The 16498-nt window shown below is 62.7% G+C and carries 14 protein-coding genes; 4 read left to right on the top strand and 10 right to left on the bottom strand.

Annotated features, from left to right (window positions below; all coding sequences use genetic code 11):
- Positions 1-25: 25 nt before the first annotated feature.
- From sucD to V1283_RS36745, 7 genes are all read right to left on the bottom strand, one after another.
- Positions 26-910: a succinate--CoA ligase subunit alpha gene (sucD, locus tag V1283_RS36715; protein ID WP_334391476.1), complete on the bottom strand. Its 885-nt coding sequence runs from the start codon at positions 908-910 to the stop codon at positions 26-28.
- 39 nt (positions 911-949) lie between these two features.
- On the bottom strand, positions 950-1426 hold the full coding sequence (locus V1283_RS36720) for a DUF1579 family protein (RefSeq protein ID WP_334391477.1): 477 nt from the start codon (positions 1424-1426) through the stop codon (positions 950-952).
- A 2-nt stretch (positions 1427-1428) separates the two neighbouring features.
- Complete coding sequence (sucC, locus tag V1283_RS36725; RefSeq protein WP_334391478.1) at positions 1429-2625, bottom strand: ADP-forming succinate--CoA ligase subunit beta; 1197 nt, start codon at positions 2623-2625, stop codon at positions 1429-1431.
- Positions 2626-2758: 133 nt separating this feature from the next.
- A complete protein-coding gene (mdh, locus tag V1283_RS36730) occupies positions 2759-3727 on the bottom strand; it encodes a malate dehydrogenase (protein ID WP_334391479.1) in 969 nt (322 codons plus the stop codon).
- A 232-nt stretch (positions 3728-3959) separates the two neighbouring features.
- Positions 3960-5144, bottom strand: coding sequence for a cell division protein ZapE (gene zapE, locus V1283_RS36735; RefSeq protein ID WP_334391480.1), 1185 nt, complete (start codon positions 5142-5144; stop codon positions 3960-3962).
- Positions 5145-5332: 188 nt separating this feature from the next.
- Positions 5333-5869 (bottom strand): RNA 2',3'-cyclic phosphodiesterase, encoded by a 537-nt coding sequence (gene thpR / locus V1283_RS36740; protein WP_247833799.1) that lies wholly within the window; start codon positions 5867-5869, stop codon positions 5333-5335.
- A gap of 183 nt (positions 5870-6052) precedes the next feature.
- Positions 6053-6757, bottom strand: a complete 705-nt coding sequence (locus V1283_RS36745) for an arylesterase (RefSeq protein WP_442895911.1) — start codon at positions 6755-6757, stop codon at positions 6053-6055.
- Between V1283_RS36745 and V1283_RS36750 the strand changes: the two genes are divergently transcribed.
- The 4 genes from V1283_RS36750 to V1283_RS36765 all read left to right on the top strand — a co-directional run bounded on the left by V1283_RS36750 (position 6756) and on the right by V1283_RS36765 (position 11744).
- Positions 6756-7469 (top strand): ABC transporter ATP-binding protein, encoded by a 714-nt coding sequence (locus V1283_RS36750; protein WP_334391482.1) that lies wholly within the window; start codon positions 6756-6758, stop codon positions 7467-7469. The two genes, V1283_RS36745 and V1283_RS36750, sit on opposite strands and share 2 nt — an antisense overlap.
- On the top strand, positions 7466-10036 hold the full coding sequence (locus V1283_RS36755) for an ABC transporter permease (protein WP_334391483.1): 2571 nt from the start codon (positions 7466-7468) through the stop codon (positions 10034-10036). The genes V1283_RS36750 and V1283_RS36755 overlap by 4 nt, the downstream gene beginning before the upstream one ends.
- A gap of 241 nt (positions 10037-10277) precedes the next feature.
- Positions 10278-11069 (top strand): Bax inhibitor-1/YccA family protein, encoded by a 792-nt coding sequence (locus tag V1283_RS36760; protein WP_334391484.1) that lies wholly within the window; start codon positions 10278-10280, stop codon positions 11067-11069.
- 144 nt (positions 11070-11213) lie between these two features.
- Complete coding sequence (locus tag V1283_RS36765) at positions 11214-11744, top strand: GNAT family N-acetyltransferase (protein ID WP_334391485.1); 531 nt, start codon at positions 11214-11216, stop codon at positions 11742-11744.
- 14 nt (positions 11745-11758) lie between these two features.
- On the opposite strand, the gene V1283_RS36770 is transcribed toward V1283_RS36765, so the two are convergent.
- The 3 genes from V1283_RS36770 to acnA form a co-directional block, all read right to left on the bottom strand.
- The gene (locus tag V1283_RS36770) at positions 11759-12130 is read right to left on the bottom strand and encodes a DUF2794 domain-containing protein (RefSeq protein WP_334391486.1); all 372 of its coding nucleotides are present in this window, start codon (positions 12128-12130) and stop codon (positions 11759-11761) included.
- A 569-nt stretch (positions 12131-12699) separates the two neighbouring features.
- Entirely contained in the window at positions 12700-13461 is a 762-nt protein-coding gene (locus V1283_RS36775; RefSeq protein ID WP_334391487.1) for a DUF1223 domain-containing protein, read from the bottom strand.
- A 260-nt stretch (positions 13462-13721) separates the two neighbouring features.
- Positions 13722-16442 (bottom strand): aconitate hydratase AcnA, encoded by a 2721-nt coding sequence (gene acnA / locus V1283_RS36780; RefSeq protein ID WP_334391488.1) that lies wholly within the window; start codon positions 16440-16442, stop codon positions 13722-13724.
- Positions 16443-16498 lie beyond the last annotated feature (56 nt).

A 16498-nucleotide genomic window follows, 5' to 3' on the forward strand; every position in this document is an offset into this window, starting at 1 on the left:
GCCCCGAAAAGAACCAAGAATTGAATTAAGATTTCAATTTTTCGGCAAGGGTATGTCCGAGCCGCGCCGGCGACGGAGAGACCGTAATTCCGGCCGATTCCATGGCCGCCGTCTTGGATCCGGCGTCGCCCTTGCCGCCGGAGATGATCGCGCCGGCATGGCCCATGCGGCGGCCGGGAGGGGCAGTGACGCCGGCGATGAAGCCGACCATCGGCTTCTTGCGGCCACGCCTGGCCTGGTCCTTGATGAACTGGGCGGCGTCTTCTTCCGCCGAGCCGCCGATTTCGCCGATCATGATGATCGAGGTGGTCTTGGGATCGGCCAAAAACATCTCCAGCACGTCGATGAATTCGGTGCCCTTGACCGGGTCGCCGCCGATGCCGACCGCGGTGGTCTGGCCGAGGCCTTCCTGGGTGGTCTGGAACACGGCCTCATAGGTCAACGTGCCGGAGCGGGAAACGATCCCGACGCTGCCGGGCTTGAAGATATTGGCCGGCATGATGCCGATCTTGCACTCGCCCGCGGTCATCACGCCCGGGCAGTTCGGCCCGATCAGGCGCGACTTCGATCCGGACAGCGAGCGCTTCACACGCACCATGTCGAGCACCGGAATGCCCTCGGTGATGCAGACGATCAGGGGAATTTCCGCATCGATCGCCTCGCAGATCGCGTCCGCCGCGCCCGGCGGCGGCACGTAGATCACGGAGGCGTCGGCCCCGGTCTTTTCGCGCGCCTCGGCGACGGTGTCGAAGACAGGCAGGTTCAGGTGCTTGGAGCCGCCCTTACCCGGCGAGGTGCCGCCGACCATCTTGGTGCCGTAAGCGATCGCGGCCTCCGAATGGAACGTGCCGTTCTTGCCGGTAAAACCCTGGCAGATGACTTTGGTATTCTTGTCGATCAGAACGGACATGATTGAGGACGCTTTCGTAGGTGATCGGGAACGATGGGTTTAGTGAATCCGCCGATAGACGCCGGTGAGCACGTCGGCCCATCCTTCGGCATCGGGCGAGAACTGGATCTTCATGGTGTAGTTGTCGTCATCGACGACTTCGTAGACGTGGCGGGCGTTGCCGCGCAGCGAGCCGCGCACCAGAATCAGCGTCTTGCCGGTCCAGCCGCCGGAGGCCGGCGCCGGCGAATAGTAGCCGAGTGAATCGTGCCAGAATAATTTGTAGTGCCGGTCGTCACGATCATAGGTGAACACGCCATGGGTCGCGAAGGTTTCCTTGCCGTCGCGCATCTGGCGGGTGTCCTGGATCAGATAGAAGCCGTTGAGGTCGATGCGCGCGACCACATGCGAGGTCGCCGGACCGCCCGCGGTCCAGCGCGACGGATAGACCATTTCCTCGCCGGTCCACTCGCCCGCAAAGACCGCGAGCTTGCGGTGTTCTTCCAGCGGTGTCGGTGCGGCGAGATGGTCAGCCATCGCTAGCCTCCCTTGACGGCTTTCACGATTTTCTGCGCGGCGTCGTCGAGATTGTCGGCCGGCACCACGTTGAGCCCGGAATCGCGGATGATCTTCTTGCCGGCGTCGACATTGGTGCCTTCGAGCCGCACCACCAGCGGCACTTGCAGGCCGACCTGCTTCACTGCGGCGACGACGCCCTCGGCAATGATGTCGCATTTCATGATGCCGCCGAAGATGTTGACCAAAATGCCCTTCACATTGGGATCGGCGGTGATGATCTTGAACGCTGCGGCCACCTTTTCCACGCTGGCGCCGCCGCCGACGTCGAGGAAGTTGGCGGGCTCCATGCCGTAGAGCTTGATGATGTCCATGGTCGCCATGGCAAGGCCCGCGCCGTTGACCATGCAGCCGATGGTGCCGTCGAGCGTGACGTAGTTGAGATCGTATTTCGACGCCTCGATTTCCTTGGCGTCCTCTTCGGTCTCGTCGCGCAGCGCGGCCACTTCAGGATGGCGGTACATGGCGTTGTCGTCGAACGACACTTTCGCATCGAGCACGCGCAACAGGCCCTGCTTGGTGACAACAAGCGGATTGATTTCCAGCATCGCCATGTCCTTGGCGACGAAGGCGTTATAGAGCTGTGCCACCAGCTTCTCCGCCTGCTTGGCGAGATCGCCGGAGAGATTGAGCGCCTTCGCCACCGTGCGGCCGTGGTGGCCCATGATGCCGGTCGCCGGATCGACCGAGAAAGTCACGATCTTTTCCGGATTGTTGTGCGCGACTTCCTCGATGTTGACGCCGCCTTCGGTCGAAACGACGAACGACACTTCGGAGGTTTCGCGGTCGACCAGGATCGAGAGATAGAACTCCTTGTCGATGTCGGAGCCTTCCTCGATGTAAAGGCGATTGACCTGCTTGCCGTGCGCGCCGGTCTGGATCGTGACGAGCGTGGCGCCCAGCATCTGCTTGGCGAATTCGTTGACCTCGGCCACCGACTTGGCGATGCGGACGCCGCCCTTGTCGCCGGCGGTGGCTTCCTTGAACTTGCCCTTGCCGCGGCCGCCGGCATGGATCTGGCTCTTCACCACCCAGATCGGGCCGGGGAGCGTCTTGGCGGCGGCGTCGGAATCCGAGGCCTTCAGAACCGGCACGCCGCGCGAAATCGGCACGCCGAATTCATGCAGCAGAGCCTTGGCCTGGTATTCATGGATATTCATCTGGACGCTCCCCAAACCCTCGTACGGTGAGTTCTGCAATCACCTGTGTTGGTAGTTGGCATACCATATACCAACAGAACTGCAACCCTGAAAACACTTTCGCCCCGGCAAAGGGGCGAAAGTCGAGTAAAAATCAACGTCCGAGCAAGTCGGGCGCGATCTTCTTGCAGGCGTCGACCAGCCCCTGAACGGAGCCGACCGACTTGTCGAAGGCTTCGCGGTCCTTGCCGGCCAGATCGATCTCGACGATACGTTCGACGCCCTTCGAGCCGATGACGACGGGAACGCCGACATACATGTCCTTCACGCCGTATTCGCCGTTGAGATAGGCGGCGCAGGGCAGCACGCGCTTCTTGTCCTTCAGGTAGCTCTCGGCCATCGCGATCGCAGAGGCGGCGGGCGCGTAGAACGCCGAACCGGTCTTGAGGAGGTTGACGATCTCGGCGCCGCCGTTCCGGGTGCGGTCGACGATCTCGTCGATGCGGGCCTGCGAGGTCCAGCCCATCTTGACGAGGTCGGGCAGCGGAATGCCGGCGACGGTGGAGTAGCGCGTCAGCGGCACCATGGTGTCGCCGTGGCCGCCGAGCACGAAGGCGGTGACGTCTTCGACCGAGACGTTGAATTCGTCGGCGAGGAAGTAACGGAAGCGCGCGGAGTCGAGCACGCCGGCCATGCCGACCACCTTCTTGTGCGGCATGCCGGAAGCCTTCTGCAGCGCCCACACCATCGCATCCAGCGGGTTGGTGATGCAGATGACGAAGGCGTCGGGGGCATACTTCTTGATGCCGGCGCCGACCTGCTCCATGACCTTGAGATTGATGCTCAGGAGATCGTCGCGGCTCATGCCGGGCTTGCGCGGCACGCCGGCGGTGACGATGCAGACCTTGGCGCCATCGAGCGCATCGTAGGAATTGGCGCCGGTGAGATGGGCGTCGAAACCGTCGACCGGCGAAGACTGCGCGATGTCGAGCGCTTTACCCTGAGGAACGCCCTCGGCGATATCGAACATCACGACGTCGCCGAGCTCCTTCAGGCCAATGAGGTGAGCCAGCGTTCCGCCGATCTGACCGGAGCCAATCAAAGCAATCTTGTCGCGCGCCATGGGAAATTTGTCCTTCTAAGACGAAGATGAGGGTGGATAGTCAGCCGGATGGCTGGTTATCCCTTTCGAATGGCCGGTTCAAGCCGGAGCATGCCCAATTCTAAGGCCGCGCCTCGATTTCGGTCAGGTATGCCAACGGCCACTGTCATTCCGGGGCGCGCGAAGCGCGAACCCGGAATCTCGAGATTCCGGATTCGATGCTGCGCATCGCCCCGGAATGACGGCTACGCCGTCACGTTTCCACCAACCCCGTACTCGACCCGCTGGCCGCGGAATCCTTCCGGCCATGCGGCAGCGCCAAATAGGATTCCGAGCCCATTTCGATCAGCCGCGACGAGGTCCGTTTGAACTCGTTGGCCTCATTGCCCTCGGTCGCCAGATACAACGACACCGGATCGGCCTCGGCTGACGCCATCAGCTTCACGGCATTGTCATAGAGCGTATCGATCAGCGAGATGAAACGCTTGGCGGCATTGCGCTCAGCGTAATCCATCACTGGAATGCGGTCGATCAGGATGGTGTGGTAATCGTGCGCCAGCCGCAAATAGTCCGACGCGGCCAGCGGCTTTTCGCAGATGTCGGCAAACGAAAATCGCGCGACGCCATGCGCCGAACAGGGCACGCGCAGAACGCGGCCCTTGATCGTGATGTCGCGCGGCTTGCACGGCGCATTGCCGGTCATCCTGCGCCAGGCGCGGTCGAGCGCGGCGCCGGCTTCATCGTCCGGCGGCACCAGCCACATCTTCACGCCGGCAAGCTTTTCCAGGCGAAAATCCGTGCGCGCATCGAGCCGCAGCACGTCCATGCGATCTTCGATCTGCGTGATGAAAGGCAGGAACAGCGCACGGTTGAGGCCGCCCTTGTAGAGGTCCTCCGGCGCCACGTTCGAGGTCGCCACCACCACGGTGCCGAGTTCGAACAGTTTTGAAAACAGCCGGCCCAGGATCATGGCGTCGGCAATGTCGGTGACGTGGAATTCGTCGAAGCACAGCAGCCATGCCTCTTCGAAGATCGCGTTGGCTGTCAGCTCGATGACGTCGCCGTCCGCGATTTCACCGCGCGCGATGTTCTGGCGATAGGCGTAGATCTTCTCATGCGCCTCGGCCATGAATTCGTGGAAATGGGCGCGGCGCTTGTGCTGGACCGGTGAGTGCTGAAAGAACAGGTCCATCAGCATGGTCTTGCCGCGGCCGACCTCGCCATGAACGTAAAGCCCCCGCGGCGGCGGCTCGCCCTTGTCGCCGAACAGCCGGCCAAGCAGGCTTAGCTTGCGCACCGGCTTGTAGCTCGACAGCCGCTCATCGAGGGCTGCGAACGCCTCGGCGGCGTCGGCCTGCGCGGGATCGGCCTCGATCGCGCCGGAGGCGACGAGGGCCTTGTAATGGTCATGGAACGAGGCAGGCGGGGTGGACAGCATGGCCCTCCTTACGGCCTCAAGCGTACGGAAAATGCAAGCCGTCAATTGGCGCTGGGGGTATGCAAGCACTACTCGTCATACCCAAGCCCGTAGCCCGGATGGAGCGAAGCGAAATCCGGGATAAATCCGCCGGCTGGCAAGACCGTCACGGATTGCGCTTCGCTCCATCCGGGCTACGTATCGGCGGCTCACGCACTCAGCGCGTAGGAATCCTCGACCACATAGGGTCCGCCGCCGGTGGAGGCGCGGGACGAGAACAGCACGAAGCGCGACGCCATGAATGTCCGGCTCGGAAAGTAGCCGCGCACCGAGAGATAATCGGCAACGTCCTGGCTCGACGCATCGTGCAGCCGCGCCAGCGTCACGTGTGGCGTGAATTTGCGGCCCTCGGGATCGAGCCCGAGCCGCTGCATCAGCCGTTCGAGTTCGGCCTGCAGCTCGATCAGCGGCCGGCTCGGCTCGACGGAAGCAACCACCGCGCGCGGTTTCTTGCCGCCAAAGCTCTGCAGGCCCTGCACCTTGACCTCAAACGGCTTGCGGTTGATCCGAAACAGCATCGAGGCGATTTCATTCGCCGACATGCCATCGATATCGCCGATGAAGCGCAGGGTAACGTGGTAATTTTCGGGATCGATCCAGCGTGCGCCGGGAAGGCCGCCACGCAAATTGGAAAGGCTCTGGCCGATCTCGGCCGGAATTTCCAGTCCAGCAAACAAACGTGGCATCGCATGACTCCCGATGCTTGGGCATGACCTCAAAAAGGACCATGTCCTGTAACAGCGCCCGGTGACGAATCACCGATTACTAATTCCTACCCGACTTATATGACTCTGCGAAGCACGCGGGCCGTGCAGACCGGAAAGCTACGGGGAAAACCCATTAGTAACGTTATTCGTTTGCATCTTTTTTCAACTCCGCTGCCCGGAGATCGTACCGAGAAATGCCTCCACCGTAGGCAGAATATTTTTCACGATGATATCGACGCCCTCGGCGGTCGGATGCATCCCGTCCGCCTGGTTGAGCTTGGCGTCGGCGGCGACCCCCTCCAGGAAAAACGGGTAGAGCGGGACGCCGAAGGATTTGGAAAGCTCCGGATAGATCGCGTTGAAGCGCGCGGCGTATTCGCTGCCGTAATTGGGCGGCGCGAGCATTCCGCACAGCAGAACGGCAATCTTGCGCGCCTTCAGCCGCGTCAGGATTTCCGTCAATGCAGTTCGGGTGACGGCGGGATCGATCCCGCGGAGCGCGTCGTTGGCGCCGAGTTCGAGAATCACCGCCTCGGTTCCCTCGGGGACCGACCAGTCCAGCCGGTCGCGGCCGCCGGAGGAGGTGTCGCCGGACACCCCGGCATTGATCATGTCGACCTTTATCCCCTTGTCGTCCAAAGCTTTTTGTAAACGCGCCGGAAACGCCGCCGAGGCCTGCAAGCCAAGCCCGGCGCTCAAGGAATCGCCGAGAACGACCATTTTGACCGGTTTGGCGGGTGCGACGGCCGGCGCCTGGGCGAAAACCGGCCCGGCCGTCATCAAAGCCATAATCAACACGCGTATGTGCGCAAACATCCGTTTCAAGCCCTCGACCCGAACGGTGGATGTGCCATATGACCGAGCCATGGACAGTCTCATCGAACCCTCTTCACTGACCGGCGTCGGGCCGGACACCATTTCCATCTCCAACGTCAACCTCTCGCTCGGCTCAGGCGCCGCACGCGTTCATATCCTGAAAGATATTAGCCTTCGTGTGGCATCGGGCGAGGCGATCGGCCTGATCGGACCGTCAGGCTCGGGCAAATCGACCTTGCTGATGGTGATGGCGGGGTTGGAACGTCCTGACAGCGGAGAGGTGGTGGTCAACGGCACGCCGTTCAATGCCCTCGACGAGGATGCGCTGGCCCGCTTCCGCGGCCGCCAGGTCGGCATCGTGTTCCAGTCGTTTCATCTGATCCCGACCATGACGGCGCTGGAAAACGTCGCGGTGCCGCTGGAGCTCGCCGGTAACCCGGACGCGGCCGAGCGGGCGGCGCAGGAATTGAAATCCGTCGGACTAGGCGATCGTCTGCACCACTATCCGACGCAATTATCCGGCGGCGAGCAGCAGCGCGTGGCGCTGGCCCGCGCGCTGGCGCCCGACCCCGCCATTCTCGTCGCGGACGAGCCGACCGGCAATCTCGATGAAACCACCGGCAAGCAGATCGTCGACTTGCTCTTCACCAAGCACGCCGAGCGCGGCATGACGCTGGTGCTGGTGACGCACGATCATTCGCTGGCGCAGCGCTGCGACCGCGTGGTGCGGCTGCGCTCGGGCCGGATCGACGGACATTCATGACCATCGTTTCCGAACCCGCTTACCGTGGCCGCGCGTCATCCCTTGCCCTGCGCTACGCGCTGCGCGAATTGCGCGGCGGCTTGCGCGGCTTTTATGTCTTCATCGCCTGCATCGCGCTCGGCGTGATGGCGATTGCCGGGGTCGGCTCGGTCGCAGCCAGCCTCAGCGAAGGGTTGACGCGCGAGGGCCGGACGCTGCTGGGCGGCGACGTGGCGTTCTCCCTGATCCAGCGCGAAGCCAGGCCGGAGGAAATCGCTTTCCTCCGCGCCCGCGGCCAGGTTTCGGTTGCGGCCGCACTCCGCGTCATGGCGCGCAGCAATGACGGCAAGCTGGCATTGGTCGAACTCAAGGCCGTGGACGACAACTACCCGATGCTCGGAGAGGTGACGCTCGAGCCCAAAATGCCGATGGCGGATTTACTGGCCGAGCGGGACGGTGCGTTCGGCGCGGCGGTGGATTCCACGCTGCTGGCGCGGCTCGATCTCAGGCTCGGCGACCGCATCGGAATCGGCAATGCCAGCTTCCAGATCCGCAGCGTAGTCGTCGCCGAGCCCGACAAGCTTGCCGGCAATGTCGGATTGGGCCCGCGCGTTCTGGTTAGCGAAGCAAGCCTGCGCGCGACCGGATTGCTGCAGCCCGGCAGCCTGGTGCGCTGGATCTACCGCGTGAAGCTGCCGAACAACGCGGCCGACGACCGCGCCGCGACCCAATTGATCGACAGCGCGCGGAGCGCCCTGCCGGAGGCCGGCTGGTGGATCCGCAGCAGCGGCAATGCGTCGCCGCAACTCGAACGCACCATCAATCGCTTCAGCCAGTTCCTGACGCTGGTCGGCCTCGCTGCCCTTCTGGTCGGCGGCGTTGGCGTCGCCAATGCGGTCAAGAGCCACATCGATCGCCGCCGCGACGTCATCGCCTCGTTCAAGGCGCTGGGCGCCACCGGCCGCGACGTCTTCACGATCTATCTGACGCAGGTGATCCTGCTCGCCGGGGTCGGTTCGGTGATCGGACTGGTGGTCGGCGCGGCTTTACCGTTCATCATCGTCGGCGTGTTCGGCAAGCTGCTGCCGCTGCCGGTTATCCCCGCCCTGCATCCCGATGAACTGGCGCTGTCGTTCGTCTACGGCCTGCTCACCGCACTCGCCTTCGGATTATGGCCGCTCGGACGGGTGCACGACGTGCCGGTCGCGGCGCTGTTTCGCGAGGAGGTGTCGCGCGAATGGCACCGGCCGCGCTGGAGCTATCTCGCGCTGATGGCCGCGGTGATTGCGCTGCTGGTCACAGTGGCCATCGGGCTTTCCTACGACAAGCGGGTGGCGGCCGTGTTCGTCGTCTCCTCGGTGGCGGTGTTTGCGCTGCTGCGCGGCGTGGCGGCCGGGCTGATGGCGCTGGCGCGCCGCATGCCACGTAGCAGCATCACCATGCTGCGGCTGGCGATCGCCAATATTTACCGGCCCGGCGCGCTGACGCCCTCGGTCGTGATGTCGCTCGGCCTCGGGCTCGCGGTCCTGGTCACGATCACCCAGATCGACGGCAATCTGCGCCGGCAGTTCCTGGCCGCATTGCCGGAGCGCGCGCCCTCGTTCTACTTCATCGACATTCCGACCGCTGATGCCGACCGGTTTGGCGATTTCCTCAGGAAAGTGGCGCCGCAATCAACGGTGGACGATGTGCCGATGCTGCGCGGACGCATCGTCGCCGCCCGCGGCGTCAAGGCCGACGAGCTCAATCCATCGCAGGATTCCGAATGGGTGCTGCAGAGCGACCGCGGCCTGACCTATACCAACGAAGTCCCGAAGGGCTCGAAGGTGGTCGAGGGCGAATGGTGGAGCGCGGACTATAAGGGGCCGCCGCTGGTCTCGCTGGAAAAGAAGATCGCCGACGGCCTCAAGCTCGGAATAGGCGACGAGATCATCGTCAACGTGCTCGGCCGCGACATCCCGGCCAAAATCAGCAATCTGCGCAACGTCGACTGGCAGGGGCTGGGCATCAATTTCGTGCTGGTGTTCTCGCCCAACGCGTTCAAGGGCGCGCCGCACAGCCATATCGCGACCTTGTCCGAGACACACCCCGATCCGGCCGGAGACGCCCGGATCATCAAGCAGGTGGCGGACGCCTTCCCGATGGTCACCAGCGTCCGGGTCCGTGAGGCGCTGGAGACCGTCGGCACCGTCATCACCAACCTCGTGCTTGCCATCCGCGGCGCCAGCGCGGTGACGCTGATCTCGGCGATCCTGGTGCTGGGCGGCGCGCTCGCCGCTGGCCACCGCCACCGGGTCTATGACGCGGTGATCCTGAAGACGCTGGGTGCAACCCGGGCCCGGCTGCTCGGCGCCTACGCGCTGGAATACCTGATGATTGGCCTCGCCACGGCGGTTTTCGGCGTGATCGCGGGCTCGATCGCGGCCTGGCTGATCGTGACCCGGCTGATGACGCTCAGTTTCATCTGGCAGGCCGGCAGCGCCGCCGGCGTGGTCGCCGCCGCCCTGGTCGTTACCGTGGGGCTGGGGCTCGCCGGGACGTTGCTGGCCCTGAACCAGAAACCGGCCAGCGTGCTACGGAATTTGTGACAATTTGTAGCGGCGGAACGGCGGGGTTAACGCTGCTTTACCCGGAAATGACCGCGGGAAGCGACATTCAGCCGCGCGTGGAAGCTTGCGTCGAATGTGTTAGTTTCCCACATACCAGCCAAGTCAGTGGCCGGGATGATGACGTAAAATTAACGTCGGCAGATCGGGACATCTGAGATAGAAATCTAACCGGCGCCGCAAACCCCTTGCGCTCCGCCGGGCAACCAACGGGAATTCGACCATGTCGGACCTAGACCGTAACTACACCTCTCCTTTCGGCCGGGCCGCCGGGCGCGTCGACGCCGCGACCGTCGATGCCGGTCTGCGCGCCTACATGCTGCGCATCTACAACTACATGAGCATCGGCCTGGCTATCACCGGTCTTGCGGCGCTTGGCGTCTACATGGCCGCCGTGACCACGGATCAGGCCGGCGCCGCAGCCAGGTTCGGCAACGCCTTCCTGACGCCGTTCGGCTACGCGATGTATGTCAGCCCCCTGAAGTGGCTGTTCATCCTGGCGCCGCTCGCCATGGTGTTTGCGATCTCGGCCGGCATCAACCGGCTGCGTCCTGCGACCGCCCAGATGCTGTTCTGGGTGTTCTCGGCGCTGATGGGCATTTCGCTGTCATCGATCTTCCTGGTGTATACGCACACCTCGATCGTGCGGGTGTTCTTCATCACCGCGGCCACCTTCGGCGCACTGAGCCTGTACGGCTACACCACCAAGCGTGACATGAGCGGCATGGGGTCGTTCCTGTTCATGGGCCTGATCGGCATCATCATCGCGAGCCTGGTCAACCTGTTCCTGGCAAGCTCGATGCTGCAGTTCATCGTCTCGGTGGTCGGCGTGCTGGTGTTCGCGGGCCTCACCGCCTGGGATACCCAGCGGCTGAAGAACGACTACATCTACGGCTACGCCTCTCAGGGCGGCGAGATTGCGGAGAAAGCGGCGATTACCGGCGCACTGTCGCTCTACCTGAACTTCATCAACCTGTTCACGCTGCTGTTGCAGCTGCTCGGCCAGCGCGATTAAGAGCTGCCGCGGAGGTTACAAGTCGAAGCCCCGGCCCAACGGCCGGGGCTTTTGTTTTGGCTCACTACTCGCCATGCCCGAGCTTGACCCGGCCATGACGGAAAGAGCGTTGATCCAGATGCATCTGCTGATATCTTTTTTGCCATGACCGCCGCTGAAATCCGGCCCGCCACCGCGGCCGACCTTCCCGCCATCACTGAAATCTACGAACATGCCGTGCGCTACGGCACCGCGACATTCGAGCTTGTCCCGCCTGATCTGGCCGAGATGACCCGGCGGTTCAAAGTTTTGATGGACGGCGGCTTCCCTTATTTGGCGGCGTCGGTCGAAGGCGATGTGATCGGCTATGCCTATGCTGGCCCTTATCGGCCGCGGCCTGCCTATCGTTTCACGGTGGAGAACTCGGTCTATCTAAAGCCCTCGACCCACCGCCGCGGCATCGGCCTGCAGCTGATGCAGCGGCTGATCCCGGACTGCGAGGCGCGCGGCTTCCGGCAGATGATCGCCGTGATCGGCGATTCCGCGAATGCCGGCTCGATCGGCCTTCATACCAAATGCGGTTTCCAGATGATCGGGACGCACGCCAATGTGGGCCTCAAGTTCGGCCGTTGGCTCGACACCGTGATGATGCAGCTCGCGCTCGGTGAAGGCGGCACGACCGTGCCGAAGGATTGAGAAGACGCAGCCCGCTACACCAGCGACAGCTTGCGATCGATCACCAGCAGCACGCGTTCGAGTTCGTGGCCGCGGCGCAGGATCAGTCCGGTCGCCGAGATCACGCTGTACATGCCCTGCTTGCGCGCAAGGCGCGGATCTTTCTCGATACGGTAGATCGGAACCTCGGAGGCGCGGCGAAACACCGAAAACACCGCGCGGTCTTTCAGAAAGTCGATGGCGTAGTCGCGCCACTCGCCATCGGCGACCATGCGCCCATACAGATTGAGGATACGGTTGAGTTCGAGACGATTGAACGTGACACGATTTGGCGGCGGGACTGCAGTGGCAGCGCGTGCCACTGCACGGTTCTCGCTTGGATCGGTGTCCTCCGATATCGTGCTCATGGAGCGCCTCCTGTCATCTCAGGCATGCTCTCGTTCCGAAAACCGGTCCCCACTTTTCGGGAGCACGCCGAGGTTTACATGATTGCGCTAACTGCAGGACGCCGCAAGGGGGGTGCAAATGCAAGGGAACCGCGCCGGACGACCCGGTTTCACGGGAAAATCGATTCACGGGATCGTTAGCGGAATCTTATTGCTGCCCCACTTCCGCCAACCGCCCGCCCCGCTGGGTTGCGACAAGGTAATCCTGCGTTGGCCCGGTCCTTTCGGTTCCGGATTCCTCAGCCCCCAGCCCCCCGGGGCCGTCGGGATCGGGCCTGTTCGCAGAGGGAGTTAATCCCGATACTGGGCCAACGAAAGTTGGTCCTTTTTCGTTTGGGGAGGCGGCTTCATTTTGGGGAGGCGGCTCCAACGACAAACGACATCAACTGCCGTTCCAGGCCGCGTGAAAGCGAGCACTGACGTGCCCCTTCAGAGAAACATAACTGGCTAATCAGCGCAGCGCGGGGAAGACAGTCGCGCAGCCCGGATGAAGCGACGCGAAATCCGGGCTACACAAGCGCCAGTGCCAATTATCGCAGCGCGGTGATGGCTGCGCCCAGCATCGCGCCCGGATTGTCGCGGTTACCGTCCTGGACATAGACGACCGCGGCATCGACGCCGTCGCGGGAAATATTTTCCAGCGGAACGGTCCAGTTTCCCGAACTGCCGTTCCAGTCGCCGACCTTCACGAGATTACGCACCACGTTGTAATACGTGATCTGCTGGCCGCGATTTTCGCCGCGTCCGATCGAAATCGGTACCGCCTTGGAGACCGAACAGATCCAGATCTCGCCGCGCGACGTCGTCGGCACTTTGCTCGCCTCTACCGAAACGTTGAGCAGTTTGCCCGACAGCGTCATCGTCACCGGCACCGACATCACGCCCTCGGCCTTGCCGGTGTTCCTGATGGCACCTTCGATAGCGGCACGGTCGCTGCCGATCACTTGCGCCGAGCCGTTGACGATCATCTGCGGCGTGTAGAGGTTGCGGTCGCCGCGGGCGTGCGAATAGGCTTTCTGACGCGCGCTGAAACGCGAATCCGCCAGCGTGTCCTTCCAGCCAAGATAGTCCCAGTAGTCGATCGGCATGCTCAGCGCGATCACGTTCGGATCCTTGGCGAGTTCGCCGACAATCTTGTCGGCCGGCGGACACGACGAACAGCCCTGCGAGGTGAACAGCTCGACCACGGCGCGCGGATCGGCATGGGCCGGGCGGATCACGGCGATGATGGCGCAGACGCTGAGCGCGCCGGACCACCGCGATATGCCGTTGTAGCCCATCATCGCAGCCATGGGCCGAACCGATGCTGGGGTTTTCCCTCCGTATTTTTACTGGGCATGATTTGATATCCTGAAAGCGTGCCCCAGACGCGCGAAAGCGGCCTTGTCATAGGCCGCCTCCTTCCTGGTCGCTACTCACTTCGAAGTGAGGCACTGATCACAAATCCGCGTTATGGCGTTTTCAAGCGAAGTAGACCCCGGTTCGAGTAAAGAAAACGCGTTCAAAACAAAACCTGGAGCCCGGTTCTGATTCAATCAGAACCGGAAAAGCTCTAGGCCGCCAGTTTGCGCAGCACATAATGCAGAATGCCGCCGTTTCGGTAGTACTCGAGCTCGTCGAGGGTATCGATGCGGCACAGCAGCGGCACGCGCTGCAGCGCGCCATCGCCGGAGACGATCTCCGCCGTCAGGGTCTGACGGGGCTTCAGATCGCCCTGCAAGCCCCGGATCGTCACCTTTTCGTCGCCCTTCAGGCCGAGCGACGTCCACGACGTGCCGTCCTCGAAGGTCAGCGGCAACACGCCCATGCCGACCAGGTTGGAGCGATGGATGCGCTCGAAGCTCTGGCAGATCACGGCGCGAACGCCGAGCAGCCGCGTGCCCTTCGCGGCCCAGTCGCGCGATGAGCCGTTGCCGTATTCGGCGCCGGCGAACACCACCAGCGGCACGCCCTCCTGCTGGTACTGCATCGCCGCGTCGTAGATCGACATCTGCTCGCCATCGGGCCAGTGTTTTGTCAAACCACCTTCCGGAATATTGCCGTCGGCGCCCTTCAGCATGAAGTTCTTGATGCGGATGTTGGCGAAGGTGCCGCGCATCATGATTTCATGATTTCCGCGCCGCGTACCGTACTGGTTGAAGTCGGCGGGACGCACCTGGTGTTCACTGAGGAATTTTCCGGCCGGCGAAGTCAGCTTGATCGAGCCGGCCGGCGAGATGTGGTCGGTGGTGATCTTGTCGCCGAACATCGCCAGGATCCGCGCATCGACCACGTCGACGACGGGATCGGGTTGCTTCTTCATGCCCTCGAAGTAGGGCGGGTTCTGCACATAGGTCGACGACATGTTCCAGCGATAGGTCTCGCTGTCGGTGGTCTTGATCTTGCGCCAGTTGGTGTCGCCCTTGAACACGTCGGCGTAGCGCTTCTTGAAGATGGTCGCGGTGACGAACTTCTTCATGAAGGCGTTGATCTCCTTGGTGGTCGGCCAGATGTCCTTAAGGAACACCGGCTTGCCGTCCTTGCCGGTACCGATCGGCTCGACCGCGAGATCCTTGGTCACCGTGCCTGCGAGCGCGTAAGCCACGACCAGCGGCGGTGAGGCCAGATAGTTCGCCTGCACGTCCGGCGAGACGCGGCCTTCGAAGTTGCGGTTACCCGACAGCACGGCCGCAGCGACGATGCCGTTCTCATTGATGGATTTGGAGATGTCTTCCTGCAGCGGACCCGAGTTGCCGATGCAGGTGGTGCAGCCGAAACCGATCAGATTGAAGCCGACCTTGTCGAGTTCGGTCTGCAGCCCGGAATTGGTGAGATATTCCGCGACCACCTGGCTGCCTGGTGCCAGCGAAGTCTTCACCCACGGCTTGGCCTTCAGGCCCTTGGCGGCGGCGTTGCGCGCCAGCAGGCCCGCACCGATCAGCACACTCGGATTGGAGGTGTTGGTGCAGGAGGTGATCGCCGCGATCACGACGTCACCATGGCCGAGATCGAAATTGTGATTGTCGACTGCGTAGCGTTTATCGGCTTCGCCGGGCTTCTTGTACTCACCCGCGAGCGCGGTGGAGAAACCTTCCGCAACCACCGGCAGCGCGACGCGGCCTTCGGGACGCTTCGGGCCGGCCATCGACGGCACGACATCCTTGAGATCGAGCGTCAGCGTTTCCGTGAACACCGGATCAGCCGATTTCGCCGTGCGGAACAGGCCCTGCGCCTTGGCATAGGCGGAGACGAGAGCGACGCGGTCAGCCTTGCGGCCCGAGGTCTTGAGATAATCAATGGTCGCGGCGTCGACCGGGAAGAAGCCGCAGGTCGCGCCATATTCCGGCGCCATGTTGCCGATCGTCGCCTTGTCCGCGACCGAGAGAAAATCGAGGCCGGGGCCGAAGAATTCGACGAACTTGCCGACCACGCCCTGCTTGCGCAGCATTTGCGTGACCGTCAGCACCAGGTCGGTCGCAGTGACGCCTTCCTTGAGTTGGCCCTTCAACTTGAAGCCGACCACTTCGGGCAACAGCATCGACAGCGGCTGGCCGAGCATGCAGGCTTCCGCCTCGATGCCGCCGACGCCCCAGCCGAGCACGGCGAGGCCGTTGACCATGGTGGTGTGCGAGTCGGTGCCGACGAGCGAATCCGGATAGGCGACTTCAAATGTGCCGGTCTTCTTGCCGACCGTCATCTTCTCCTTCTTGGTCCACACCGTCTGCGCGAGATATTCGAGATTGACCTGGTGGCAGATGCCGGTGCCGGGCGGCACCACGGAGAAATTCGAAAACGCCTTCTGGCCCCACTTCAGGAATTCGTAGCGTTCCTGGTTCTGCTTGTATTCCTCGACCACGTTCTTGCCGAACGCCTTGTTGTCACCGAAGAAGTTGACGATGACGGAGTGGTCGATGACGAGATCGACCGGCACCAGCGGGTTGATCTTTTCGGCATCGCCGCCGAGCGCCTGCATCGCGTTGCGCATCGCGGCGAGATCGACCACCGCCGGCACGCCGGTGAAATCCTGCATCAGGACGCGCGCCGGACGGAACGCCACTTCATGCTCGAGTTTACGCTTCCTCAACCATTTCGACACCGCAATGATGTCGGCCTTCTTGACCGTGCGGTCGTCTTCATTGCGCAGCAGGTTTTCCAGGAGCACCTTCATCGAATAGGGCAGCTTGGAAATTCCCTTCAGACCGTTCTTCTCCGCGGCGGGCAGGCTGTAATAAACGTAGGTCTTGCTGCCGACCTTGAGGGTCTTGCGGCATTTGAAGCTGTCGAGCGAGGTCATGTCAGGAAATCCCAAATTCTAGTTATACCCGGCAAGGGTATTTAAACACCATCAGC

It is taken from the genome of Bradyrhizobium sp. AZCC 2262, assembly GCF_036924535.1.
Lineage (GTDB): Bacteria > Pseudomonadota > Alphaproteobacteria > Rhizobiales > Xanthobacteraceae > Bradyrhizobium.